At 67.7% G+C, this 24,111-nt stretch carries 20 protein-coding genes; 12 read left to right on the plus strand and 8 right to left on the minus strand.

What is annotated here, in order from left to right; all coding sequences use genetic code 11:
- Positions 1-64: 64 nt before the first annotated feature.
- Positions 65-1,699, plus strand: a complete 1,635-nt coding sequence (locus MNR01_RS14800) for an NAD+ synthase (protein WP_241918522.1) — start codon at positions 65-67, stop codon at positions 1,697-1,699.
- Positions 1,700-1,800: 101 nt separating this feature from the next.
- Here MNR01_RS14800 and MNR01_RS14805 read toward each other — a convergent pair whose 3' ends face one another.
- Positions 1,801-2,646: an outer membrane protein assembly factor BamD gene (locus MNR01_RS14805; RefSeq protein ID WP_241918523.1), complete on the minus strand. Its 846-nt coding sequence runs from the start codon at positions 2,644-2,646 to the stop codon at positions 1,801-1,803.
- 79 nt (positions 2,647-2,725) lie between these two features.
- Between MNR01_RS14805 and rluD the strand changes: the two genes are divergently transcribed.
- The 7 genes from rluD (at position 2,726) to MNR01_RS14840 (ending at position 9,058) form a co-directional block, all read left to right on the plus strand.
- The gene (rluD, locus tag MNR01_RS14810) at positions 2,726-3,700 is read left to right on the plus strand and encodes a 23S rRNA pseudouridine(1911/1915/1917) synthase RluD (protein WP_241918524.1); all 975 of its coding nucleotides are present in this window, start codon (positions 2,726-2,728) and stop codon (positions 3,698-3,700) included.
- Entirely contained in the window at positions 3,697-4,464 is a 768-nt protein-coding gene (pgeF, locus tag MNR01_RS14815) for a peptidoglycan editing factor PgeF (protein ID WP_241920645.1), read from the plus strand. The genes rluD and pgeF overlap by 4 nt, the downstream gene beginning before the upstream one ends.
- A complete protein-coding gene (locus MNR01_RS14820) occupies positions 4,461-5,012 on the plus strand; it encodes a DUF4166 domain-containing protein (RefSeq protein ID WP_241918525.1) in 552 nt (183 codons plus the stop codon). Before pgeF ends, MNR01_RS14820 begins: the two co-directional genes overlap by 4 nt.
- 72 nt (positions 5,013-5,084) lie before the next feature.
- Positions 5,085-5,510, plus strand: coding sequence for a DUF3574 domain-containing protein (locus MNR01_RS14825; protein ID WP_241920646.1), 426 nt, complete (start codon positions 5,085-5,087; stop codon positions 5,508-5,510).
- Between the two features lie 118 nt (positions 5,511-5,628).
- Positions 5,629-7,242 carry a hypothetical protein gene (locus MNR01_RS14830; RefSeq protein WP_241918526.1) on the plus strand — a complete coding sequence of 538 codons (1,614 nt, stop codon included), beginning with the start codon at positions 5,629-5,631 and terminating at the stop codon, positions 7,240-7,242.
- A gap of 58 nt (positions 7,243-7,300) precedes the next feature.
- Positions 7,301-7,831, plus strand: coding sequence for a lactoylglutathione lyase (gene gloA / locus MNR01_RS14835; protein WP_241918527.1), 531 nt, complete (start codon positions 7,301-7,303; stop codon positions 7,829-7,831).
- A 156-nt stretch (positions 7,832-7,987) separates the two neighbouring features.
- Positions 7,988-9,058 (plus strand): phosphatidylinositol-specific phospholipase C, encoded by a 1,071-nt coding sequence (locus MNR01_RS14840; RefSeq protein ID WP_241918528.1) that lies wholly within the window; start codon positions 7,988-7,990, stop codon positions 9,056-9,058.
- Positions 9,059-9,120: 62 nt separating this feature from the next.
- Here MNR01_RS14840 and otsA read toward each other — a convergent pair whose 3' ends face one another.
- Genes otsA through otsB form a run of 3 tightly spaced genes read right to left on the minus strand, consistent with a single transcriptional unit; the run spans position 9,121 to position 13,097 of the window.
- Complete coding sequence (gene otsA / locus MNR01_RS14845) at positions 9,121-10,488, minus strand: alpha,alpha-trehalose-phosphate synthase (UDP-forming) (RefSeq protein WP_241918529.1); 1,368 nt, start codon at positions 10,486-10,488, stop codon at positions 9,121-9,123.
- Between the two features lie 25 nt (positions 10,489-10,513).
- Entirely contained in the window at positions 10,514-12,310 is a 1,797-nt protein-coding gene (locus tag MNR01_RS14850) for a glycoside hydrolase family 15 protein (RefSeq protein ID WP_241918530.1), read from the minus strand.
- Positions 12,311-12,353: 43 nt separating this feature from the next.
- Entirely contained in the window at positions 12,354-13,097 is a 744-nt protein-coding gene (gene otsB / locus MNR01_RS14855; protein WP_241918531.1) for a trehalose-phosphatase, read from the minus strand.
- Positions 13,098-13,252: 155 nt separating this feature from the next.
- Here otsB and clpB point away from each other — a divergent pair, with 155 nt between their 5' ends.
- Entirely contained in the window at positions 13,253-15,838 is a 2,586-nt protein-coding gene (clpB, locus tag MNR01_RS14860; protein WP_241918532.1) for an ATP-dependent chaperone ClpB, read from the plus strand.
- On the opposite strand, the gene MNR01_RS14865 is transcribed toward clpB, so the two are convergent.
- Both MNR01_RS14865 and ybaL read right to left on the minus strand, forming a co-directional pair.
- A complete protein-coding gene (locus MNR01_RS14865) occupies positions 15,777-16,574 on the minus strand; it encodes a hypothetical protein (RefSeq protein ID WP_241918533.1) in 798 nt (265 codons plus the stop codon). The two genes, clpB and MNR01_RS14865, sit on opposite strands and share 62 nt — an antisense overlap.
- A 122-nt stretch (positions 16,575-16,696) precedes the next feature.
- A complete protein-coding gene (gene ybaL, locus MNR01_RS14870) occupies positions 16,697-18,385 on the minus strand; it encodes a YbaL family putative K(+) efflux transporter (protein ID WP_241918534.1) in 1,689 nt (562 codons plus the stop codon).
- Between the two features lie 188 nt (positions 18,386-18,573).
- Here ybaL and abc-f point away from each other — a divergent pair, with 188 nt between their 5' ends.
- Positions 18,574-20,439 (plus strand): ribosomal protection-like ABC-F family protein, encoded by a 1,866-nt coding sequence (abc-f, locus tag MNR01_RS14875; protein WP_241918535.1) that lies wholly within the window; start codon positions 18,574-18,576, stop codon positions 20,437-20,439.
- 31 nt (positions 20,440-20,470) lie between these two features.
- Here the strand turns inward: abc-f and MNR01_RS14880 are convergent, their stop codons facing one another.
- Positions 20,471-21,367 carry a PhzF family phenazine biosynthesis isomerase gene (locus MNR01_RS14880; RefSeq protein ID WP_241918536.1) on the minus strand — a complete coding sequence of 299 codons (897 nt, stop codon included), beginning with the start codon at positions 21,365-21,367 and terminating at the stop codon, positions 20,471-20,473.
- A 103-nt stretch (positions 21,368-21,470) separates the two neighbouring features.
- Between MNR01_RS14880 and MNR01_RS14885 the strand changes: the two genes are divergently transcribed.
- The gene (locus tag MNR01_RS14885) at positions 21,471-22,694 is read left to right on the plus strand and encodes a cation:proton antiporter (RefSeq protein WP_241918537.1); all 1,224 of its coding nucleotides are present in this window, start codon (positions 21,471-21,473) and stop codon (positions 22,692-22,694) included.
- A gap of 53 nt (positions 22,695-22,747) precedes the next feature.
- Positions 22,748-23,068, plus strand: coding sequence for a zinc ribbon domain-containing protein (locus tag MNR01_RS14890; protein ID WP_241918538.1), 321 nt, complete (start codon positions 22,748-22,750; stop codon positions 23,066-23,068).
- An 11-nt stretch (positions 23,069-23,079) separates the two neighbouring features.
- Here MNR01_RS14890 and MNR01_RS14895 read toward each other — a convergent pair whose 3' ends face one another.
- Complete coding sequence (locus MNR01_RS14895; RefSeq protein ID WP_241918539.1) at positions 23,080-24,027, minus strand: DUF3011 domain-containing protein; 948 nt, start codon at positions 24,025-24,027, stop codon at positions 23,080-23,082.
- Between the last annotated feature and the right edge of the window lie 84 nt (positions 24,028-24,111).

The following is a 24,111-nucleotide window of genomic DNA, read 5'->3' on the forward strand; positions in this document are numbered from 1 at the left end:
TACGCCTGACCCGGATGTTGGACAATGGGCGAGCGCACGAAGGTGCAGCTCGATGGAGCCCACGATGTCCAATCCGCTTCGCCTCGCCCTGGCCCAGTTCGACTTCCCGGTCGGTGCGGTACACCAGAATGCCGAACGTATCGCCGCAATGATCTCGCAGGCGCGCGATGAGTACGGCGCCGATGTGGTGCTGTTTCCGGAACTGGCACTCAGTGGTTACCCGCCGGAAGACCTGTTGCTGCGCCCGGGGTTCCTCGCCGACTGCGAGGCCGCCATCAACCGCATCGCCGCGTCCACCCAGGGCATCGTCGCCGTCGTCGGCTGGCCGCAGGCCGCGGGAAGCGTGGTCTACAACGCCGCCAGCGTGCTGCGCGACGGCCACGTCTCGCATACCTACCGCAAGCGTGAACTACCCAACTACGCGGTCTTCGACGAGCGCCGTTACTTCGATGTCGACCCCGACCGCGAGGACTGCGTGTTCGATGTCGACGGCGTCCAGGTCGGCCTGATCATCTGCGAGGACCTGTGGTTCCCCGAACCGCTGGCCAGCACCGTTGCCGGTGGCGCGGAACTGGTGCTGGTACCCAATGCCTCGCCGTTCGAGCGCGACAAGCATGCCGAGCGCGACCACCTGCTGGCGCAGCGCGTGCAGGAGACCGGCGTCGGCCTGGTCTACCTCAACGTCGTCGGTGGCCAGGATGCGCTGGTGTTCGACGGTGGCTCGGTCGTCGCCGATGGCGATGGCACCGTGCACCCGGCCGCCGCGGCCTTCACCGACCAGTGGCTGGTGGTGGATTTCGATGCGGACTCGCGCCGCTTCACCGCGGTGGAGTGGATGGAGGACGGCGATGAAAGCCGCGACGCGCTGGCCTGGCGCGCGGTCGTGCGTGGCACCCGCGACTATTGCCGCAAGAACGGCTTCGAAAAGGTTTGGCTGGGGCTGTCAGGCGGCATCGATTCGTCGCTGGTGCTGGCCATCGCCGTCGATGCCATTGGCGCCGGCAACGTCACCGCCGTGCGCATGCCGTCGCGCTACACCGCCGAACTCTCCAACGACCTGGCCGAAGAGCAGTGCAGGACCCAGGGCGTGCGCCTGCTGACGTTGCCGATCGAAAAGCCGTTCCAGGGCTACCTCGATGCATTGGCCGAGCACTTCGGCGATCTCCCGGTCGACACCACCGAAGAGAATCTGCAGTCGCGCACCCGCGGCGCGCTGCTGATGGCGATGAGCAACAAGTTCGGCGGGCTGCTGCTGACCACCGGCAACAAGAGCGAGTACGCGGTCGGCTACGCGACGATCTATGGCGACATGTGCGGTGGTTACGCGCCGCTCAAGGACCTGTACAAGTCGGAGGTGTTCGCGCTCGCGCGCTGGCGCAACACCGTCGGCGATCGCGTGATCCCGCAGGAAGTGATCGACCGGCCGCCGTCGGCGGAACTGCGCGAGAACCAGAAGGACCAGGATTCGCTGCCGCCCTACGACGTGCTCGACGCCATCCTGCTGCGCTACGTCGACCAGGAGCAGTCGTATGACGAGATCGTCGCGGCCGGGTTCGACAAGGCGACGGTCGAGCGCGTGCTGCGCCTGGTGCGTATCAGCGAGTGGAAGCGGCACCAGTCGGCGCCGGGGCCGAAGGTGTCGCGGCGTGCGTTCGGGCGCGAGCGGCGCTATCCGATCAGCAACGGCTATCGGGGATGAACGTCCATGGATCCCCGCCTTCGCGGGGATGACGACGACGCCGACGCAAACAAAAACGCCGCCCGGAGGCGGCGTTTTCGCGTGCAGTGCCGGCGACCCGGTCAGTCGTTGTCCAGCGCCGACTTCTCGCCCGCGAACGGGTTGAGCTTGCGCAGGTTGCTCGGGTAGTTGGGCCACTTGCCGGTCAGATACGGGTGGTTGGGTTCGTTCTGCTGCAGCACGCGCTTGGCGTCGGCGGCCAGCGCCTGGTTGCCCAGACCCTCGTAGGCCGCGGCCAGGGTGGCGACGGCGTCGTTCTGGTACTGGCTCTGCGGGTAGGTCTCGAGCAGGTACTTGGCGCGGTCGATCGCGCCCACGTAGGCGGTGCGACGCAGGTAGTACAGGGCCGTGTCGAGCTCGTGGCGGGCGAACATGTCGCGCAGGCCGCGCATGCGGCTGCGCGCATCGTCGGCGTAGCGGCTGTTCGGGTAGCGGTCGGCGACGATCGAGAAGTCGTTGAACGCCTGCAGCGGCGTGGCCAGGTCGCGGCGGCTGGCGTCGAGCGTCCAGACCTGCTGCAGGAACACCGTGTCGCGGCTGGAGTTCGACAGGCCGCGCAGGTAGTACATGTACGCGATGTTCTTGTGCGTCGGGTAGGTGCGGATGAAGCGGTCGATGCTGCTGATCGCGTCATCGTGCTTGCCCGACTTGTACTGGGCGTAGGCGGTCTCCACCAGGGCCTGCTCGGTGTAGGGGCCGTACGGGTACTGGGCGACCAGGCGCTTGAACGTGGTCTCGGCCGCCGACCAGCTGCCGTTGGTCATCGACTTGTGGGCTTTCTCGTAGAGCTGCTCGACCGGCACGCCCTCATCGGCGTCCTTGTCCTTGAACTTGCTACAGCCCACTCCAGCAAAAGCGACGATCAGCAGCAGCGCCAGCAGGCGCGAAGGGGCAGAGCGTAGGGTCATGGCAGATACACGGGCGCCGAAGGTACGAAGGTCGGATAATAGCAGCCCCTGCGCGGCAGCCCTGAATCCTTCCCCTCCGATGACCATCCCCGCCACGCCCCTGCATGCCACCGTCCCGGACAGCGCCGCCGGGCGCCGCTTCGACGCGGTCCTGGCCGAGCTTTTCCCCGATTTCTCCCGCTCCCGGCTGGCGTCCTGGATCAAGTCCGGCGACGCCCGCCTGGACGGCCGCGAGGTCCGCCCACGCGATCCGGTCCGGGGTGGCGAGGCGGTCACCCTCAATGCCGCCCTCGAGGTCCAGACCCATTCCGAGCCGGAGGACATCGCCCTCGACGTCCTTTTCGAGGACGAGCACGTCATCGTCATCAACAAGCCGGCCGGCCTGGTCGTCCACCCCGGCGCCGGCAATCCGGCCGGCACCCTGGTCAACGCCCTGCTGCACCGCGACCCCTCGCTCAACACCCTGCCCAGGGCCGGCATCGTCCATCGCCTCGACAAGGACACTTCCGGCGTCATGGTGGTCGCGCGCACCCTGCCGGCGCATACCGCGCTGATCGAGCAGCTGTCCTCGCGCGAGGTCCACCGCCAGTACCTGGCCGTGGTGCTGGGTTCGCTGGTGTCGGGCGGCACCGCCGACGCGCCGATCGACCGCCACCCCCGCGACCGCATCCGCATGGCCGTGCGCGAAGACGGCCGCGATGCGGTCACCCATTTCCGCCTGCGCGAGCGGTTCCGCGCGCATACGCTGCTGGAGTGCCGCCTGGAAACCGGTCGCACCCATCAGATCCGCGTGCACATGGCGCACCTCAAGCACCCCATCGTCGGCGACCCGCTATACGGCGGTCCGCTGAAGCTGCCCAAGGGTGCGACCGAGGCGTTGATCGCGACGCTGCGCGGTTTCAAGCGCCAGGCGCTGCACGCCGAGACCCTGGAGTTCTCGCATCCGGTCACCGGCGAGCCGGTGCGCTGCACCGCGCCGGTGCCCGACGACCTGCGCGGACTGGTTCGCGCGCTGCACGACGACACCGTCGCCGCGGCCGAGCGGGAGCGCTGAGGGTGTCGGCCCCCTGGCTGGAAGCGCAATGGCCGCTGCCGGCATCGGTGCGGGCCTTCACCACGCTGCGGCACGGACTCGGGGTATCGAATGCACCGTTCGATCATCTGAACCTGGGACTGCGCGCCGGCGATGAGCCCGACGCGGTGCTTCGCAATCGCGCGCTGCTGCGCGCGGCGGCGGGGTTTCCGGCGGAACCCTGCTGGTTGCGTCAGGTGCACGGGGTCGACGTGGTTCGGTTCGACGCGCCGGAGCCAGAAGGAAACGAGCGCGAAGCAGACGCCGCGGTCACCTCCGCGCCAGGCACCGTCCTGGCCATCCTCACCGCCGACTGCATGCCGGTGCTGTTCTGCGCCGACGACGGCAGTGAAGTCGGCGCGACGCATGCGGGGTGGCGCGGCCTGGTCGGGGGCGTCCTCGAGAACACCGTTGCGGCCATGCGGTCGCCGCCGCAGCGGCTGCATGCCTGGCTGGGTCCCGCGGCCGGCCCGCAACACTATGAGATCGGCGAAGAGGTCTACGACGCCTTCGTTTCGCGCGACTGGAGCGCCGGCAGCGCCTTCACCAGCACCCGTCCGCATCACTGGCGGGTGGACCTGTATGCCCTCGCGCGGCGCCGGCTCGAGGCCGCCGGCATCGACGCCAGCCGGATTCACGGCGGCGGTCTGTGTACGATCGCCGAACCGGACCGCTTCTTCTCCCATCGCCGCGACCAGCGCGGTGGGCGCATGGCCTCCCTGATCTGGATCGAGCCAGGACAATGAACACCGTCGCGTCGCAGTCGTTGTACCGACAACTTCTTGCGGCGCGGTTCGACCAGTTGCCGCCGACGCTGCGCGCGCTGCACGATCGCAGCGGCTGCAGGCGTTACCACGGCAAGGTCGAAGTCGACCGCGGCGGCGGGTTGTTGTCGCGGCTGTGTGCCTGGGCCGCGCGCTTGCCGGCGCCAGGGCGCGGCACGATCAAGGTCGAAATCGATGCCGACGCCAAAGGCGAGCGTTGGGCACGCGTGTTCGCCGGCAAGGCGATGCGTTCGCGCCTGTGGGCCCGCGATTCCCTGCTGCGCGAACGCCTGGGCCTGCTGCGCTTCGCCTTCCGCCTCGATGTCGAGCAGTTGCCCGGCGCGGGCCCTGCCGTGGTCTGGCATGTCGCCAAGGTCAGCGCGCTCGGCGTGCCGTTGCCGCTGCGCTGGTTCGCCGGCGTGACCGCGCGCGAGTACGAGCGCGACCACCGCTACCGTTTCGACGTGGCCGCCAGGCTGCCGTGGGTTGGCCTGGTCGTGCACTACCGGGGATGGCTGGATGTCGATTGAAGCAGGCCACCCACACGCCCCACGGTTCCTGCCATGACGGTCCGGCTGGCACATGGTGGACTGCACGTGGCGATGGTCGCCACGGCGCTGTGGCTGTCGGGCTGCGCGGCGGTGGACAGCAGGGACACCACCGCCGCGATGCAGGGCGACGCCGCGCGTCCGGCGCAAGCCGCAGGCTGGGTTCGCAGCGAGCTGTACTTCGCCGTAGGCAACGAGGATGGCAGCGACACCGTCGATGAAGCCAAGTGGCGCGCCTTCCTCGATCGCGAAGTCACGCCGCGCTTTCCCGATGGGCTGACCGTGCTCGATGGCTACGGGCAGTGGCGATTCAAGGATCAAGGTCGACTGGTGCGCCAGCGCTGCAAGGTTCTGGTGCTGCTGCACGAGGACGGCGCGGCGCGGCGCAACGACATCGAGGCGATCAGGCTGGCGTGGAAGCGCGCGAGCGGGCACGAATCGGTGCTGTGGGCGCGGCAGGCGGTGGACGTTTCGTTCTGAGTCCGGGGCGAACGGCGCGATAGCACGCCACAACAAATGGTCATGCCAGCCGGGCCTGCCGCTCGGCTACGATGCCCGGACCACTGCCATCCCACCGTGATCCACTGGAGCCACCGCCTTGGCCACCTCGCACGCAACGCCCCGCCGCTGGTTCGTCGCAGGCGACCTCAACGGATTCTTCGGCCTGGTCGTCGACAACCTCTCGATCCTGGGGTTCATCGCTGCTGCGCTGATCGGCATCTTCGGCTTCCCCGCCGAGGTCGTGTTCGCGCGGATGTTCCCGGGCACCGCGTTCGGCGTGCTGGTGGGCAATCTCATCTACACCGTGATGGGCCGCAGGCTGGCGGCACGGACCGGCCGCGACGACGTCACCGCGATGCCGCTCGGCCTGGATGCACCGACCAGCATCGGCATGGCGCTGCTGGTCCTCGGCCCGGCCTTTGTCGCCTTCAAGCAGCAGGGCATGGACGAGCACGCCGCGGCGATCGCCACCTGGCAGCTGGGCATGGCCTCGCTGGTGGTGATGGGCCTGCTCAAGTTCATTCTGTCATTCGCCGGCGACGCGGTCACACGGTTGATTCCGCGCGCGGGCCTGCTCGGTTCGATCGCCGGCATCGCGCTGGTGCTGATGGGCTTCCTGCCGCTGGTGGAGGCGCTGCGTTCGCCCGTGGTCGGCTTCGTCACGCTGGGCCTGTTGCTGTACGTGCTGATCGCCAAGGGTCGTTTGCCCGTGCGTCTGCCTGGCGTGTTCGTCGCGTTCGTGTTCGGCACGGTCCTGTACTACTCGCTGGGTGCGGCCGGCCTGGCGCCGGGCTTCCACTGGCCTGAGCCGACGCCGCTGCGTCTGGTGCTGCCGTGGCCGACGCTGGGCTTCCTCGAAGGCCTGCCGTCGACGGTGCCGTACCTGCCGTTGCTGTTGCCGTTCGGCCTGCTGATGGTGGTCGGCGGCATCAATGTCAGTGAAAGCGCGCGCGCCGCCGGCGACGATTACCGCACCCGCGACATCCTCCTGGCCGAGGCCTTCTCGACCCTGGTCGCCGGCTTCTGCGGCGGCGTCGCGCAGACCACGCCCTACATCGGCCAGCCCGCGTACAAGCACATGGGCGCGCGCACCGGCTACACGCTGCTGACCGGATTGTTCATCGGCCTGGGCGGCATGCTCGGGCTGGTCTCGGGACTGGTGCAGTGGCTGCCGCTGGCCGTGCTCGCGCCGATCATCGTCTACGTCGCGCTGGACATCACCACGCAGGCGTTCCAGGCCACGCCACGGCGCCACGCCACCGCGATGGTGCTGGGCTTCCTGCCGTCGGTGGCATACATGCTGGCGATCAAGGTCGGCAACCCGGCATGGATCGCGCCGGAGAATTTCGCCCGGCTGATGACGACCGGTGACGGCCACGGTTTGCCGGAAATGGCGGTGATCATCACCCTCGGCAACGGCTTCATCATCACCGCGATGATCTGGACCTCGGCCGTCGTGGCGATGGTGGACGGGCGCCTGCTGCGTGCCAGCGCATTCCTGCTGGCGGGTGCGGCGCTGACGCTGTTCGGCCTGATCCACTCGGTGCATCCGCAGGGCGGCATCTACTGGCCGTGGTCGCTGCAGGGCTTGCCCCGCGTGTTGTCGTGGCAGTTCGCCGGCGCCTACGTCGCACTCGCGGCGCTGCTGGCACTGCTGTCGCTGCAGCGCGATGCGGTGCCGGCCGATCCTGGCCCGGATGGGACGCATTGATCGTGGACTCATTCCAGCCGGACTAGAATCTGCATCCCCCCGCATGACGAGTCCAACGATGTCCCTGCAAGACGAGCTCAATGCCATCCCCGGCGTCAGCGCCATGCGCGATGCCGCCACCGAACAGTTCGTGTTCAACCACACGATGCTCCGTGTCAAGGACATCACGCGCTCACTGGATTTCTACACGCGCGTGCTCGGCTTCACCCTGGTGCGCAGGCGTGACTTCGCCGAGGCGAAGTTCAGCCTGTACTTCCTCGTGCTCGTCGATGATCCGTCGCAGATCCCCGCCGAGGAGCCGTCACGCGGCCAGTGGCTGCTGAGCCAGCGCGGCGTGCTCGAGCTGACCCACAACCACGGCACCGAGGACGACGCCGGCTTCGCCTACCACGACGGCAACAGCGAACCGCGCGGCTTCGGTCATATCTGCGTGTCGGTGCCGGATGTCGAAGCGGCCTGCGCGCGCTTCGAGCAACTGGGCGTGGCCTTCCAGAAACGCCTGACCGACGGTCGCATGAAGGACATCGCCTTCATCAAGGACCCCGACGGCTACTGGGTCGAGATACTGCAACCGACCGCGCGCGTGTGATCGCACGGCAATGCCTGATGCCGACGTGGCGAAGATTCCGTTGGTGAGTTGATTGCGGCTGCCTAGACTGCGGGTTCCTCCAACGCGGCAAGGATGATCATGAACGCAAGGATTGCGAAAGCACTTCTGTTGAAGTCAGGTGTGTTGAATTCAAGTGTGTTGAAGTCACGCGTGTCGAAGCCGGGCCAGCGCGGGCCCGGACTGTGCCGGAGCCTTCTGGCGCTTTTCCTCCTCACCCTGGCCGCACAGGCGGGTGCTCACGAGGACGGCGCCTATCGCCATGAAACCAGCGATCTGCCGGCGATGGGGGCATGGATGGCGGGCATCGACGGCGATCGCACGATCCGGTCGCTGAGTCTGCCCGGCACCCACGGTTCGGCGGCCCTGCATGGCGGGCACATCGCCGCCAACCAGACGCTCTCGGTCACCCAGCAGCTCAACGGCGGTGTCCGTGTCCTCGATCTGCGGTTGCGCCACATCGACAACGTGTTCGCACTGCATCACGGCCCGGTGTTCCAGCGGAAGTTCTTCGGCGACGCACTCAACGAGATCCAGGCGTTCCTGCAGGCGAACCCGAGCGAGACGGTGTTCATGCGGGTCAAGGAAGAGCACAAGCCGGAGAACACCACCCGCAGTTTCGAAGACACATTTGCCGCCTACTTCGACAATTACCGCAGGATCATTGCCGTGCCTGGCAGCGGCATGCGCACCCGGCTTTCCGAGCTCAGGGGCAAGCTGGTATTCCTGGTCGACTTCCGTGCGGGCAGGAGCTTCGGCCTGGGCTATGGAAGCTTCGACATCCAGGACGAGTTCAGCGTCAGCAGCAACTGGGACGTTTATAGGAAGTGGCAGCGGGTCAAGGATCACTTCGCCAGATCGACGGCCAGTTCGACGCAGGCGCCTGCTTCGATCAACTACCTGTCGGCCTCCGGGGGCTCGTTCCCCTATTTCGTCGCCAGCGGCCATGTCTCGGCGAAGACCAATGCGAACCGCCTGTCCACCGGACGCATCGCGCGCAAGGGCAACCTGTCGGTCTATCCGGACTTCCCGCGAGTGAGCTGCCTGCCGCGTCGCTGCACCATCGCCTTCGAAGGCACCAACATCCTCGCCCGGGACTTCATCAGGAAAGAACGCCCGGCCTACGTCGGCTTCGTCCTCGCCGATTTCCCCGGGCCGGACCTGATCAAGGCCGTTGCCGAGGTCAACTTCCAGGGCGCCGCCCCGTGACACAGGTCCCGTGATGGCGGCAAGGATGGCGCGGCGTCCCCGCGCCATCCTCACAGATACGTTCAATCCTCGCGCAATGCCTTCAGGTAACCGCGCCGCCACGCCGTGATGTCGTGTGCCTTGAGCAGTGTCATCATCGATTGCCAGCGCTCGCGGCGTTCGTCCAGCGGCATCGCCACCGCAGAGGCAATCGCATCGGCGACGCCGTCGAGATCGTAGGGGTTCACCAGCAAAGCCGTGTCGAGTTCGCGCGCGGCGCCGGCGAAGGTCGACAGCACCAGCACGCCGGGATCCTCGGGGTTCTGCGCGGCGACGAACTCCTTGGCGACAAGGTTCATGCCGTCGCGCAACGGCGTGACCAGCCCGACCCGGGCGGTGCGGTAGAACCCCGTCAGTGACGCGTGCGGATAGTTGCGGTTGACGTAACGCACCGGTGTCCAGTCCGGCTCGGCATGGGCACCGTTGATGTGGCCGGCCAGCTGCTCCAGCTCGCTGCGCAGCTGCTGGTACTCGACGACCTCGCCGCGCGACACCGGGGCGATCTGCAGGTAGGTCAGCTTGCCACGGTGTTCGGGGTGGCGCTTGAGGAAGCGGCCAAAGGCACGGAAGCGTTCCGGCAGGCCTTTCGAGTAGTCGAGACGATCGACCCCGATCGCCAGCGCCCGCCCGGACAGGCTCGCGGCCAAACGTCGCACGGCCGGCTTGTTCACGGCGACCGCGGCCTGGCTGGCGATGTACCCGGTGTCGATGCTGATCGGGAACGCGCCGGCGCGCAGTCGGCGTCCGCGCTCGGTCTCGAGGACGCCGTTCTCGATCACGCGGCCGCGGCCGAACAGGCGCACGTAGTCCTGGAAGCGCTCCAGGTCGCGGCCTGTCTGGAATCCGATCAGGTCGTACGACGACAGCCCCTCGAACAGGCGCTGGTGCTGCGGAAGGGCTGCCAGCAGGTCTGACGACGGCATCGGCACGTGCAGGAAGAAGCCCAGCCTGCAGCGAACGCCGAGTTCGCGCAGCAGCTTGGCCATCGGGATCAGGTGGTAGTCGTGCACCCAGACCAGGTCGTCGTCGCGCAGCAGCGGCGCCAGCTTCTCGGCGAACAGCGCGTTGACCCGGCGGTAGGCGGCGTAAGTGGCACGGCTGTAGTCGACCAGGTCGACGCGGAAATGCAGCAGTGGCCACAGCGTGCGGTTGGCGAAGCCGTTGTAGTAGTCGTCATGGTCGCGCTTGGACAGGTCGACGGTGACGTAACGGATGTTGCCGTGCTCGACTTCGTGGGTCTTGCCGGACTGCTCGGCGTCGATCTTGCCGCTCCAGCCGAACCACATCCCGCCGGTCTCTTCCAGCGCGGACTGCAGCGCCACCGCCAGTCCGCCTGCGCTGTCCACGCCGGGCAGGGCAACGCGATTGGAGACGACGACCAGCCGGCTCATCGAATGGCTCCCGGCCTGCCCCCGGTCATGCCGCATCCTGCCAGGGTCTCGACAATCGCATCGCCGCGTTGATCAGGCCGACGTGCGAGTAGGTTTGCGGGAAGTTGCCCCACGCCTCGCCGCCGCCGAATTCCAGGTCTTCCGACAGCAGGCCGAGCGGGTTGCGCCGCGCCAGGATGCGCTCGAACAGTGATCGCGCTTCCTCGTGGCGACCGATCGAGGCCAGCGCATCGATGTACCAGAAGGTGCAGATGGTGAAGCTGGTCTCGGGCGAACCGAAGTCGTCAGGCGCGACGTAGCGGAACAGGGCATCACCACGGCGCAGGCCCTTGCCGATCGCCTCCACCGTGCGCACGAAGCGCGGATCGTCGGCCTTGATGAAGCCCAGGTCGGCCAGGAGGAGCAGCGACGCATCCAGGCGGTTACCGTCGAGAGCTTCGACGAAATGGCCCAGCTCGGTGTTGTAGGCATGCTCGATGATTCGCGCATGCATTTCGTCCGCACGCTGGCGCCAGAATTTGCACTGCGGTGCCAGGTTCAGGTGCACCGCGATCCTGGCCAGGCGATCGCATGCGGCCCAGCACATGACGCTGGAGTACGTATGAACTTCGGCGCGCCCGCGGAACTCCCACAGACCCGCATCGGGCTGGTCGTGCAGCTTGTACGCCAGCTCGCCCAGCGGTTCGATGCGGGCGAAGATGGCCGCATCGCCCACGCGCGTCAGGCGCTGGTCGAAGAACAGTTGCGTCGCCGCCAGCACGACGCTGCCGTACACATCGTGCTGGGCCTGCAGCCAGGCCAGGTTGCCGCGGCGCACCGGTCCCATGCCGCGATAGCCGGCCAGGGACGCCACTTCCGACTCGGCCAGTTCGCGCTCGAAGCCGATGCCATACAACGGCTGCAGCGCGCCATCGTTTGCAGCGACATTGGCCACGTAGCGCAGGTAGTCCTCCATGCTGCGGGTGGCGCCGAGGCGGTTGAGCGCGCGTACCACGAATGCCGAGTCGCGCAGCCAGCAATAGCGGTAGTCCCAGTTGCGCACGGTGTTGGCCGCCTCGGGAATCGAGGTGGTCATCGCCGCCACGATGGCACCGGTCTCCTCGTACTGGCACAGCTTCAGCGTGATCGCGCTGCGGATCACCGGGTCCTGCCATTCCAGCGGGATCGACAGATAACGCACCCAGTCGCGCCAGTAGGCGATGGTCTTCTCCTCGGACTGGCGCACGAAAGTCGCCACCGGCTGGGTCAGCGTTTCGTCGGGACCCAGCACCAGGTGCAGGTCGCGATCGAGCACGAACGGCAGGCTGTCGCGGATCAGGCGCACCGGCACGTCGCTGGTCAGCCGAAGGGTGAAGTCGGGGATCAGGTAGCGGATATGGTTGCTGCCCCAGGTCGTTTCGGGCTTGCTGGCACCGTAGTCGGCGAGCGGGCGCAGGCGGATGCGGATGCGCGGCAGGCCCGACAACGGGCGCACGTGCCGCAGCAGCATCACCGGTCGATAGAAGCGTTCGTTCTGGTGCCAGCGTGGCGCGAAGTCGATGATCTCGATGGCGCCGCCCTGGGTGTCGCGCAGGACGGTGCGGATCACCGCGGTGTTGATCAGGTATTCCTGCTCCGAGGAAGCGAAGTCCTCCAGTTCGATGGCGTAGTCGCCGCCCTCGTGCTGCCGCGGCGAGAGCAGGGCGCAGAAGGTGGGGTCGCCGTCGAATGCGGGAACGCAGCCCCAGACAATGCGCGCCCGGGCGTCGATGAGGGCGGCGATGCTGCCGTTGCCGATGATGCCCAGATCGAGGCTGGTCTGGAGGTCTGCGACTGAAGTCATTCCTGCTCCGGGGTGGAGTTGGGGCGAAGAACCAGGCGCTGGACTAGGCAATGGAGTCCTCCAGCCAGGCGCGCACCGCGGCCGGGTCGTGCAATCCATAGCGCGCCGCGCTGGGCTGGCGCGCACCGACCAGGATGCCGAAGCCGCCATGGCAGTTGACCGCGGCAAAGCCATGCTCGTCGGTGAGATCGTCGCCGACGAATACCGGACGACGACCGTGGAACGGCGGCAACGCCAGCAGGTCGAGGACCGCGGCGCCCTTGTTCGCGCCATCGGGTCGAAGCTCGATGACGCGATTGCCCGGTTGCAGGTGGTAGCCGGGCAGGTCGATCAGCGCGGACGTGGCGAACTCGTGCAGCGGTTCCTCGGCGGCGGGCGCGCCACGCCAGTGCAAGGCCAGGCCAATGCCCTTGTCCTCGATGCGGGCGCCGGGGTACTTGGCGGCCAGTGCCCGCGCCGAGGCGAGCACGCCATCGAGTGCCGGCGCGCGCGGGAGTTGCCGGAGGTGTCCGTCATCGCGCCGCTCCAGCCCGTGCAGGCCGACAGCAGGCAGATGCAGGGGCGAGAACAACGCATCGAGCTGGACCAGGTTGCGCCCGCTGACCAGCGCCAGCGCACCGTCGAGACGGCCGTGCAGGATCGCCAGGGTGTCGATCAGGCCCGCTTCGACCGCGACGTCACCGGGGGCATCGGCGAAATCGAGCAGGGTGCCGTCGACGTCGAGGAACAGGGCCCAGTCGGGCGCGACCGCCGGCGGCAGCGGCAGGTGGGGATGCCGTGAACTCATACACGCCATTGTGAACAAGCGCATGTAAGCATCAGGTGGACGCGCCGCTGCACGCTTGAATAGCCGCTGTCCGGCCCGCATCTGATGGCCATCGCGGCCTGCAGTTCAATCTGCCTCAGATCTGGCCGCCCCAGATATCGAGAGGGACACCATCCATGCGAATGGACAAACTCACATCGCGTTTCCAGCAGGCGCTGGCCGACGCGCAATCGCTGGCGGTCGGTCGTGACCACAGCGTGATCGAACCGGTGCACTTGCTGACGGCGTTGCTCGAACAGAGCGGCGGCAGCACGCGACCGCTGCTGGCGCAGGCCGGCGTCAACGTGCCGTTGCTGCGCGAGCGCCTCGGCGAAGCGCTGGAAAAGCTGCCCAAGGTCAGCGGCCAGGCCGGCAACATCAGCGTCGGCAACGACCTGGCGCGCCTGCTCAACGTCACCGACAAGCTGGCCCAGCAGCGCGGCGATGCCTTCATCGCCAGTGAGTTGCTGCTGCTTGCCGCGCTCGACGACAGTGGCGAGGCAGGACGTGCCCTCAAGGCAGCCGGCGCCAGCAAGCAGAAGCTGGAAGCGGCGATCGAAAAACTGCGTGGAGGCGAGACCGTGCAATCGGAAAATGCCGAGGACCAGCGCCAGGCGCTGGAGAAGTACACCATCGACCTCACCGCCCGCGCCGAGAGCGGCAAGCTCGACCCGGTGATCGGCCGCGATGAGGAAATCCGCCGCACCGTGCAGGTGCTGCAGCGCCGGACCAAGAACAACCCGGTACTGATCGGCGAACCCGGCGTGGGCAAGACCGCGATCGTCGAAGGCCTGGCCCAGCGCATCATCAACGGCGAAGTGCCCGAAGGCCTGCGCGGCAAGCGCGTGCTGAGCCTGGACATGGGCGCCCTGATCGCAGGTGCCAAGTTCCGTGGCGAGTTCGAGGAGCGGCTCAAGGCCGTGCTCAACGACCTGTCGAAGAACGAGGGCCAGATCATCCTCTTCATCGACGAACTGCACACGATGGTCGGCGCCGGCAAGGCCGAGGGCGCGATGGACGCGGGCAACATGCTCAAGCCCGCGCTCGCCCGTGGCGAGTTGCACTGCATCGGCGCGACCACCCTCAACGAGTACCGCCAGTTCATCGAGAAGGACGCTGCGCTGGAACGCCGCTTCCAGAAAGTATTCGTCGGCGAACCCACGGTCGAGGACACCATCGCCATCCTGCGCGGCCTCAAGGAGCGCTACGCGGTGCACCACGGCGTCGAGATCACCGACCCGGCGATCGTCGCCGCGGCGACGCTGTCGCATCGCTACATCAGCGACCGCCAATTGCCGGACAAGGCCATCGACCTGATGGACGAAGCGGCCTCGCGCATCCGCATGGAGATCGACTCCAAGCCGGAGGAACTCGACCGCAAGGAGCGCCGCCTGATCCAGCTCAAGATCCAGCGCGAGGCGCTCAAGAAGGAAAAGGACGCCGAGTCGAAGAAGCGCCTGGCCGACCTCGAGGACGAGATCGGCAAGCTCGAGCGCGAGTTCAACGACCTGGAAGAAGTGTGGAAGGCCGAGAAGGCCATGCTGCAGGGCGCCACGCGCATCAAGGAGCACATCGAGCAGGCCAAGCTCGAGCTGGAGGCCGCGCAGCGCCGCCAGGACTTCACCGCCATGAGCGAGATCCAGTACGGCCGCCTGCCGGAACTGGAGAAGCAGCTCAAGGCCGCGCAGGAAGCCGAGACCAAGGGCTTCACCCTGCTGCAGGACAAGGTCACCGCCGAGGAGATCGCGCAGGTGGTCTCGCGCTGGACCGGCATCCCGGTGGCGAAGATGCTCGAAGGCGAGCGCGAGAAGCTGCTGCGCATGGAAGAACACCTGCACACGCGCGTGGTCGGCCAGGACGAGGCGATCAAGGTCGTGTCCGATGCGGTGCGCCGCTCACGCGCGGGCCTGTCGGATCCGAACCGTCCCAGCGGCTCGTTCCTGTTCCTGGGCCCGACCGGCGTCGGCAAGACCGAGCTGTGCAAGGCGCTGGCCGAGTTCCTGTTCGACTCGACCGATGCGATGGTCCGCATCGACATGAGCGAGTTCATGGAGAAGCACTCGGTGAGCCGCCTGGTCGGTGCGCCTCCGGGCTATGTCGGCTATGAAGAGGGTGGTTACCTGACCGAAGCGGTGCGTCGTCGTCCCTACAGCGTGATCCTGCTCGACGAGGTCGAGAAGGCGCATCCGGACGTGTTCAACATCCTGCTGCAGGTGCTCGATGACGGTCGCCTGACCGACGGCCAGGGCCGCACGGTCGATTTCCGCAACACGGTAATTGTGATGACCAGCAACCTGGGCTCGCACCAGATCCAGGAACTTGCCGGCGACGGCTCGGCCGAGGCCTACACGCAGATGAAGGCGGCGGTGATGGGCGTGGTGCAGGCGCATTTCCGCCCGGAGTTCATCAACCGTCTCGACGACATCGTCGTGTTCCACCCGCTCGACAAGGCGCAGATCCGCCAGATCGCGCGCTTCCAGATCAGCGGTCTGGAGAAGCGCATGGGCGAGCGCGGGCTCAGGCTGGAGCTGACCGACAGCGCGCTGAACCTGCTCGGCAACGTCGGCTTCGACCCGGTGTATGGCGCAAGGCCCTTGAAGCGTGCGATCCAGCAGCAGCTGGAGAATCCGTTGGCGCAGAAGATCCTTGCCGGCGAGTTCGTCAGCGGCGATACCGTGAAGGCGGATGCCGCGGGTGGACAGCTGACCTTCTCGAAGGCCTGAAGATCGTCGAACCCCTCTCCCGCATGCGGGAGAGGGGTTGGGGTGAGGGTCGCCGTCCCAGCAGCACTTGCCAGAAGTACCCGCTCTGGAACGCGATCAGCAGGCACACCAGCGTCGCCGTCTCGCCATTGAGGGTGAAGTCGCCGATCAGCAGCACGACCACGATCGCGAGCGGGCCCACGATCAGCGCCCGCTTGCAGGCAGCAACGCGAAGACGATCGCGCAACGGCACCGGTCCCCTGGCATCGAAGGCCTGGCGCGTGGCGATGCCAAGCACCACGAAAGCGGCCGACAGCATCAGGATCCAGCCACGCCCGTGCCAGGGCAGGCCGTCGACGCTGCTGGATGCTCCTGATCGGTCGCGCGCCACCGCCTGTGAAATGAAGGGGAAACCGACAGCGGCGGTGCGTGGCGCCGACATGTCGGTGGCCCCCAGATATGCCCAGCCGCTGATGCCGCCATCGAACTGCACGCGCAACCAAGTGCGGGTGCCGATCCCGAACTGCCCGACCTTGCGCGTCTGGCACACGTGGATTTCGGACCGGGCGGGGAGGGACGCGATGACGTCGCCCAAGCGCCACCCGGAGCGGGTCGACAGCGTGGGTACGCCGCTATGGACGCTGGTCTCGACGACGGTATGCGCCACCAGGCTGCACTGCGCCTGGGCCAGGGGCGACAGGCAAGCGAGCACGAAGACGAGCAACGGCGCGCAGATCCCCGTGCAAAGCCTGTTCATTCAGATCATGCCCGTCAACCGCAAATGCCACGGCATCCGTTGCATTGGGCTACGCAATACGCCGGTCCCGTCGGCCACCTTGCGCTGAGGAGGGGCTCAAGCCCCTGCCACGATTGCGATGATCAGGCCGGCGCGGCCGGCGGCAGTTGCCGCTCGCCGCGGTATTGCGGCGTCGCCAGCACCATCTCGGCCAGGCTGTGGGCCAGTTCGCGCTCGGCCATCACTGCGCCATCGGCGCCGTGGTCGAGCAGGTGCTTGACCTCGGCGTCGCTGTGGGCGCGAGCAACGATCGTCAGTGCCGGATTGATCTCGCGCAGCTTGGCGATGATCTCGCCGGCTTCCAGCGCATTGGGAATGGCCATCATCACCATCGTTGCGCGCTCGGGCGCGGCTTCACGCAGCACGCGCTCGTTGGCGGCGTTGCCGCGGATGGCCGGCAACCCGGCAGCGCGTGCTTTGGCGACCAGGTCTTCCTCGTCGTCGATGACCACGATCTCGACACCGCGCTCGGTCAGCAGGCGGCCCAGTTCGCTGCCGACGCGGCCGTAACCGATCTGGATCACGTGGTTGCTCAGGCCCGGGCGGATCGGCGGCGAGATGTGCTCTTCCGGTTCCGGCGCGCGGTTGGCCGCCTCGCGTGCCTCGCGCCGGTCGAGCCAGGCGAACAGCAGCGGATTGACGATGATCGACAGCAGCGCACCGGCGAGGACCAGGTCCTGGCCGGCGCTGGGCAGGACGTCCAGCTGCAGTCCCAGGCCGGCGAGGATGAAGGAGAACTCGCCGATCTGCGCCAGGCTGGCGGAGATCAGCAGTGCCGTCGAATTGGGCTTGCCGAAGGCGCGGACGATGGCATAGGCCGCCAGCGACTTGCCGATCACGATGATCAGGAAGGTCGCGATCACCTCGAGCGGACGCTGCACCAGGATCATCGGGTCGAACAGCATGCCGACCGAGACAAAGAACAGCACCGCGAATGCATCGCGCAGCGGCAGCGTCTCGGTCGCGGCCTGATGGCTGAATTCCGATTCGTTGAGCAGCATGCCGGCGAAGAACGCACCCAGCGCGAACGACACGCCGAACAGCGCCGCCGAACCGAACGCCACACCCAGCGCGATTGCCAGCACGCACAGCGTGAACAACTCGCGCGAGCCAGTACCGGCAACACGTTCGAGGATCCACGGGATCACCCGGCGACCGACGATCAGCATCACCGCAACGAAGGCGCCGACCTTGGCGAAGGTCTTGAACAGCGCCGTCCACACTTCGACGGCATCGCCGCCTTCGCCCTTGAGCACGCCGGCCAGCGCGGGCAGCAGCACCAGTGCCAGCACCATCGCCAGGTCCTCGACGATCAGCCAGCCCACCGCGATGCGGCCGCGCCCGGTTTCCACCAGGCGCCGTTCTTCCAGAGCGCGCAACAGCACCACGGTACTGGCGACCGACAGCGACAGGCCGAACACGATGCCGGCGCCATGCGACCAGCCCAGGAACCTTGCCAGGCCCCAGCCGAGCACCGTCGCCAATGCGATCTGCGCGACCGCGCCGGGCAGGGCGATCGCCTTGACCGCCATCAGGTCGCGCATCGAGAAGTGCAGGCCGACGCCGAACATCAGCAGGATCACGCCGATCTCGGCCAGCTGCGGCGCCAGGGTCTGATCGCCGACGAATCCGGGTGTGAAGGGTCCGGCAATGACGCCGGCCAGCAAGTAGCCCACCAGTGGCGACAGCCGCAGGCGTTGCGCCAGCGAGCCAAAGATGAACGCCAGCACGAAGCCGGCCACCAGGATTGCGATCAGGGACGTGTGATGCATCGAGTATCCGTCTGTTGAGAGCCCGTTTGCGGTCTGCCGTTCAGGATGTGGGCGCAGGGCGGGCGACGCAACCCGTGGGCCCCCGTGGCCGCGCCGGGTCGCCAGATTGCGCCAAGACGTGTCAATCGCGGGTCAGGGCCGCCGAACCGCTAGACTAGTGGGGTTTCGAGCCTCCTTCTGGTCCCCCCGTGATTTCCTTCCGTAATTTCGCCCTCCGCCGGGGCGAGCGCCTGCTGTTGTCCAACGTCGACCTGGCCCTGCATGCCGGCTGGCGCGTGGGCGTGATTGGCCGCAATGGCACCGGCAAGTCGTCGTTGTTCGCCGCGATCCAGGGGCACGTTGAAGCCGACAAGGGCGATATCGACGTGCCCACGCGCGTGCGCATCGCCAGCGTCGCCCAGGAAACCCCGGCGCTTGACGACCCCGCGCTCGACTTCGTCCTGTCCGGCGACGCCCAGGTGCATGCCGCGATCGTCGCCGAGCGCGAGGCGGTCGAGCGCGAGGACTGGGAAGCCGTCGCCGAGGCGCATCACCGCCTGGAAGAACTCAACGGCTACGACGCCACCGCGCGTGCCGGCAAGCTGCTGCACGGCCTGGGCTTCTCGCCCGATACCCACGAGCGCGCCGTGAAGGAATTCTCCGGCGGCTGGCGCGTGCGCCTGAACCTGGCGCGCGCGCTGATGACGCCGTCGGACCTGCTGCTGCTCGACGAACCGACCAACCACCTCGACCTCGACGCGGTGCTGTGGCTGGAGCAATGGCTGCTCAAGTACCCGGGCACGCTGCTGCTGATCTCGCACGATCGCGAGTTCCTCGACGAGATCACCACCCACACGCTGCATCTGCACGACGGCAAGGGCAAGCTCTACACCGGCGACTACACCGCCTTCGAGCGCCAGCGCGCCGAACACCTGCGCCTGCAGCAGATCACCCACGAGAAGGTGCAGGCCGAACGCGCGCATCTGCAGAGCTTCATCGACCGCTTCAGCGCCAGCGCGGCCAAGGCCAAGCAGGCACAGTCGCGGGTCAAGCGCCTGGCCAAGATGGCCGACACCGAGGCGGTGCGCGTGGAGCGCGCGCTGCGGATCGAGTTCCCGGCGCCGGCGAAGCTGCCGCATGCGCTGCTGCGCGTGACCCACGCCGATTGCGGTTACGGCGACCACACCGTGCTGCACCAGATCGGCTTCATCCTCGAAGCCGGCGATCGTGTCGCGCTGCTCGGCCCCAACGGCGCCGGCAAGTCGACGCTGGTGAAGACGCTCGTCGGCGAACTGCCGCTGCTCAGCGGCGAGCGCGGCGGCCATCCCGACCTGCGCATCGGCTACTTCGCCCAGCACACGGTGGAGTCGCTGCGCGAAGGCACCACCGCGATCGACCACCTGGCCGACATCGCGCCGGGCGTGGCCACGCAGCAGTTGCGCGACTTCCTCGGCAAGTGGAACTTCCCGGGTGATCGCGCGTTCGAGAAGGTCGACGTGTTCTCCGGCGGCGAGCGCGCACGCCTGGCGCTGGCGCTGATCGCCTGGCGCAAGCCGAACGTGTTGCTGCTCGACGAACCGACCAACCACCTCGACCTCGACATGCGCGAGGCCCTGGCCGAAGCGCTGAGCATCTTCGAAGGCGCGATCGTGCTGGTCAGCCACGATCGCCACCTGATCGGCCTGGTCTGCGACACGTTCTGGCGCGTCGCCGACGGCGTCGCCCAGCCCTTCGATGGCGACCTGGACGCCTATGCATCGTGGCTGCGCACGCGCGACAGCAGTGGCGACGGCAAGGTTCCGGCCAAGGTGGCCGCAACCGCGGCCGCACCGGTGCCGGCGGCAAAGCCGGCGGCGAAGGCGGTCAAGGTCAACGCGCACAAGCTGGCGCAGGCCGAGGCGCGCGTGGCCGAGCTGGAATCGAAGCTGCATACGCTCGACATGGACCTGGCCGATCCGGATCAGTACGCCGGTGGCGGCACCGATGCGGCCGAGCTGGCGAAGCGTCGCGAGCAGGTGGCGGCGCAGCTGGCGCAGGCGGAAGAAGATCTGCTCGGGTTGTACGAGGGCGGCTGACCGGCCGCTTTCGCGGCTGTCCAGCCCCCGGTTACCGCACCCGCTCCCCCAGCACGGCCAGCCCTTCGATCGCCACGCCAACCGGCTCGCCCGATTCGACCTGCACGCTGACATCGACGAAACCGCCACGCCCCGCACCCGTCTGCTGCCGTCCGCGGAAAAGCGCTTCGTCGCCGTCCACCGCGATCAGCTTGTGGCGAACCAGATAGGCGCCCAGCGGCCCGTTTGCGTTGCCGGTGACCGGATCCTCGTCGACGCCGATTCCCGGCGCGAACATGCGACCGTGGCTGAACGCATCGTCACCGGCTTGTGTGTCGAGGGTGAAAACGAAATACCCCTTGCTGCCGGTGCGCTCGTCGAGCTGCGCCAGCCGAGTCATGTCCGGTCGCAGCTCCCGGAGCCTGTGAAGACGCTTGATCGGAATCAGCAGTTTGCCGTGGCCGGTGCTGACGAACTGCACCGGCGCGCGCGGGTCGAGCTCGTCGACGGTCAGGCCGATCGCATCGGCGACGTCCTCCACCAGCTCCGCCGATAACGGTGCGGCAAACGTCGGCGGATTCTGCTGGATGCGTACGGCCACGGCGCCATCGTCCCTGCGCACGGTCGTCACCGTCTGCACACCGGCACCGGTGAGTTGCCGGCGCACGCCGGGCGCGGCGCCTTCGAGCGCCAGGGCGAAATGTGCGCCGACGGTGGCATGGCCGCACACAGGCACTTCCGTCGTCGGCGTGAAGTAACGGATATGGAGATCATGATCGTCGGCATTCGGCGGCAGCACGAAGGCGGTCTCGGAATGCCCGAGCTCATTCGCGATGGCCTGCATCTGTGCCTCGTCGAGGCCGGCGGCATTGGTGACGACGCCGGCGGCGTTGCCCTGGCCGCATTCGCTGGTGAACGCGTCGATCCGATAGATGCGCAAGGGTTCCATGGCTGTGAAGGCGGTGTGGGGAAGCGGAGTGTAGGACGCGCACGCTTGCGGATGTCAGCATCGACCTAGATGATCCGGCCGTGGCCGGTCACAAGGAGAGGGGATGAGTCACGAGCTGGTCTACCTGCTGCTGATCTGCGGATTGCTGATCGTGCCGCGCGCGTTGCAGCGTTACCGCGTGCCGGCGCCGCTGAGCTGCTTCGCCTTCGGCATCGGACTGGTGCTGGCCTGGCCGGACGCGCACCAGCACAACGATGCGATTCACTTGCTGGCATCGCTCGGCATCTCCACGCTGTTCCTCTACGCCGGCCTGGAGGTCGACCTGACCGAGCTGCGTCGGGGCGTGGCCCAGTTGCTGACCTACCTCGGCCTGCGCTGCCTGACACTGGCGCTGGTGGCCTGGCTGGCCTGGCGCTTCCTCGGCCTGCAGTGGCAGGCGGCGATGCTGCTGGCGCTGGCGCTGCTGACGTCGTCGACGGGCTTCATCGTCGATTCGCTCGATCGCTTCGAGATGGCCGAGGAAGAGCGTTTCTGGGTCACCAACAAGGCCATCGCCGGCGAACTGCTGGCGCTTGCGTTGATGTTCGTCGTGCTCAAGGCCGGCGATCCGGTCGAGCTGGGCTCGTCGTCGCTGGCGCTGCTGGCGCTGGTAGCGGCGATTCCGTTGATCTACGTCGCTCTTGGGCGCTGGATCGTCCCGCACGCGCCCGGCTCGGAGTTCTCGCTGCTGGTGATGGTCGGCTTCGTTGCTGCGTACATCACCGACAAGCTCGGTGTCGAATACCTGCTGGGCGCATTTATCGCCGGCCTGCTGGCGCGGTTGCTGCGGCCACGCGTGCCGGCGCTGGCGTCGGACGACATCATGCGCGGCGTCAAGCTGTTCTCGTCGTTCTTCGTTCCGTTCTACTTCTTCGCCAATGGCGCGCGCGTGCCCCTGGGCGCGCTGACCTGGGAGGCGCTGCTGGTCGGGCTGGGGCTGACCGCGATGGTGCTGCCGGCGCGCTTTGGCGTGATCTGGATCCAGCGTCGCTGGCTGTTCCGCGACAGTCCCGGCAGCAGCCTGCGGGTGTCGATGGCGCTGATGCCGACGCTGATCTTCACCCTGGTGCTGGCGACGATCCTGTACGAGCGCTTCGCCATTCCCGATGCGCTGTTCGGCGGGCTGCTGCTGTACGCCTTCCTCAACACGCTGCTGCCGTCGCTGGTGCTGCGCACGCCATTCGATGTCGCGCCCCTGCCCGTGGCGGCTGCGCCGCAGGGGCCGGTCGAGGCGGGCGCCGCGTCCGGCGAGGCCGCACAGACGGCCTCGCGGTCATCGGATGCTTGAAAAGCCCGCGGTTGCCTCCAGAATGCCGGCCTGTCTTCGTGATGCGTCGTGACATGCCGATCTATGCCTTCGAGTGCGCCGCCTGCGGCCACGCCTTTGACCGCCTGCAGAAGCTGTCTGAGGCCGACCCCACGCAGTGCCCGGTCTGCGGCGAACCCCACGTGCGCCGCCAGCTGACCGCGCCGCAGTTCCGCCTCGCCGGCGGCGGCTGGTACGAGACCGACTTCAAGAAGGACGGCGACAAGAAGCGCAACCTCGCCGGGGAGGGTTCCTCATCCTCGGGCGGTGGCGACAGCAAACCGTCTGAAAGCAAGCCGGCCGACAGCAAGCCCGCCGAGAAGAAGGCCGAGCCGGCACCGCCCAGCAAGACCTGAGGCGGCCTGGCTCAGTAGCCGAAGCGCCCGCTGCAGCCTTGGCTGACCCAGATCGCGCTGCCGGTGAAGCCCCAGGTCCGGCCCTGCACGCACGTCTGGCTGGACAACTGCTGGAGCAGCCGCGGGGAACCGGTCCCGGCCGGCCACGGACATGCCTTCGCGCGGCCGTCGACACTGGTGCAAACCACGGACGGCCCGCCCGGCTGCGGCCCTATCGGCGGTTGCACTGCGCCCGCGGCGACGAACTCGGCCCGGCAACCGCGGCCCACATAGACCTGGCCGTTCTGCGACTGCCAGGTCTGGCCTTCGATGCACGGCTGGCTGCCCGGTGACTGCCGCGCCAGTCGCGACGGGCCGGACCAGGGCACGCGGCAGATCCGCGCCTGGTTGTTGATGCTTTCGCAGACCACGCCCTGGCCGATGGGCCCGCCCGGTCCGACGGGCCCCGGTCCGGGCGTCGCTCCGGCGGAGGCGAACTCGCCGCGGCAGTTGTTGCCCACGTAGACCTGGCCAGGCTGCGACTGCCAGCTGCGGCCTTCGGCGCAGGGCGCATTGGACAGCTGCCGCACCAGCCGCGAGCTTCCGCTCCAGGGCACGCGGCAGATCTGCGCCCGGCCGTTGATGCTTTCGCAGCGCACGGTGCCGGTGGCCGGCGGCGCCGAACCGCCCAGCGAGACGGCGATATCGGCCTTGATCTGGCTGAAGCGCCAGTTCGAGCGGTTGACCTGGTCGAGGTAGAACTGCAGCTGGTCGTCCGGTATCCGGCGCCCGCCGGATTGCTCCTGGTACTCCAGGCTGATCACCCTTGCCTGGTCGTCGTAGGACAGGGTGCGCAGGTCGTCCGGTGCATAGGCGCGCTGCTGGGCGGCGGCCGGAGCCTCGACCAGAACCAAGGCCAGAACCGCGGCCAGAAGGGTCAGGCAAAGCGCCGGCAGCCAGGACTTGGACGGGCAGGTCATCGAGGCCCCCGGGGGCGGAATGGCCGCATCGGCCACGTCCGCTGCGATCCTGCGGGCAAGTAACCCGCCGGTGCCGTTAAAATG

This window comes from Lysobacter sp. S4-A87, from assembly GCF_022637455.1.
GTDB lineage: Bacteria > Pseudomonadota > Gammaproteobacteria > Xanthomonadales > Xanthomonadaceae > Lysobacter_J.

Coding starts and splice junctions, on each gene's coding strand:
- MNR01_RS14895 (WP_241918539.1), bottom strand. CDS start 24,027: ATGACCTGCCCGTCCAAGTCCTGGCTGCCGGCGCTTTGCCTGACCCTT.
- ybaL (WP_241918534.1), bottom strand. CDS start 18,385: ATGCATCACACGTCCCTGATCGCAATCCTGGTGGCCGGCTTCGTGCTG.
- MNR01_RS14820 (WP_241918525.1), top strand. CDS start 4,461: ATGAACACCGTCGCGTCGCAGTCGTTGTACCGACAACTTCTTGCGGCG.
- MNR01_RS14805 (WP_241918523.1), bottom strand. CDS start 2,646: ATGACCCTACGCTCTGCCCCTTCGCGCCTGCTGGCGCTGCTGCTGATC.
- clpB (WP_241918532.1), top strand. CDS start 13,253: ATGCGAATGGACAAACTCACATCGCGTTTCCAGCAGGCGCTGGCCGAC.
- MNR01_RS14865 (WP_241918533.1), bottom strand. CDS start 16,574: ATGAACAGGCTTTGCACGGGGATCTGCGCGCCGTTGCTCGTCTTCGTG.
- otsB (WP_241918531.1), bottom strand. CDS start 13,097: ATGAGTTCACGGCATCCCCACCTGCCGCTGCCGCCGGCGGTCGCGCCC.
- MNR01_RS14825 (WP_241920646.1), top strand. CDS start 5,085: ATGGTCGCCACGGCGCTGTGGCTGTCGGGCTGCGCGGCGGTGGACAGC.
- MNR01_RS14880 (WP_241918536.1), bottom strand. CDS start 21,367: ATGGAACCCTTGCGCATCTATCGGATCGACGCGTTCACCAGCGAATGC.
- rluD (WP_241918524.1), top strand. CDS start 2,726: ATGACCATCCCCGCCACGCCCCTGCATGCCACCGTCCCGGACAGCGCC.
- MNR01_RS14890 (WP_241918538.1), top strand. CDS start 22,748: ATGCCGATCTATGCCTTCGAGTGCGCCGCCTGCGGCCACGCCTTTGAC.
- gloA (WP_241918527.1), top strand. CDS start 7,301: ATGTCCCTGCAAGACGAGCTCAATGCCATCCCCGGCGTCAGCGCCATG.
- MNR01_RS14885 (WP_241918537.1), top strand. CDS start 21,471: ATGAGTCACGAGCTGGTCTACCTGCTGCTGATCTGCGGATTGCTGATC.
- MNR01_RS14850 (WP_241918530.1), bottom strand. CDS start 12,310: ATGACTTCAGTCGCAGACCTCCAGACCAGCCTCGATCTGGGCATCATC.
- MNR01_RS14800 (WP_241918522.1), top strand. CDS start 65: ATGTCCAATCCGCTTCGCCTCGCCCTGGCCCAGTTCGACTTCCCGGTC.
- otsA (WP_241918529.1), bottom strand. CDS start 10,488: ATGAGCCGGCTGGTCGTCGTCTCCAATCGCGTTGCCCTGCCCGGCGTG.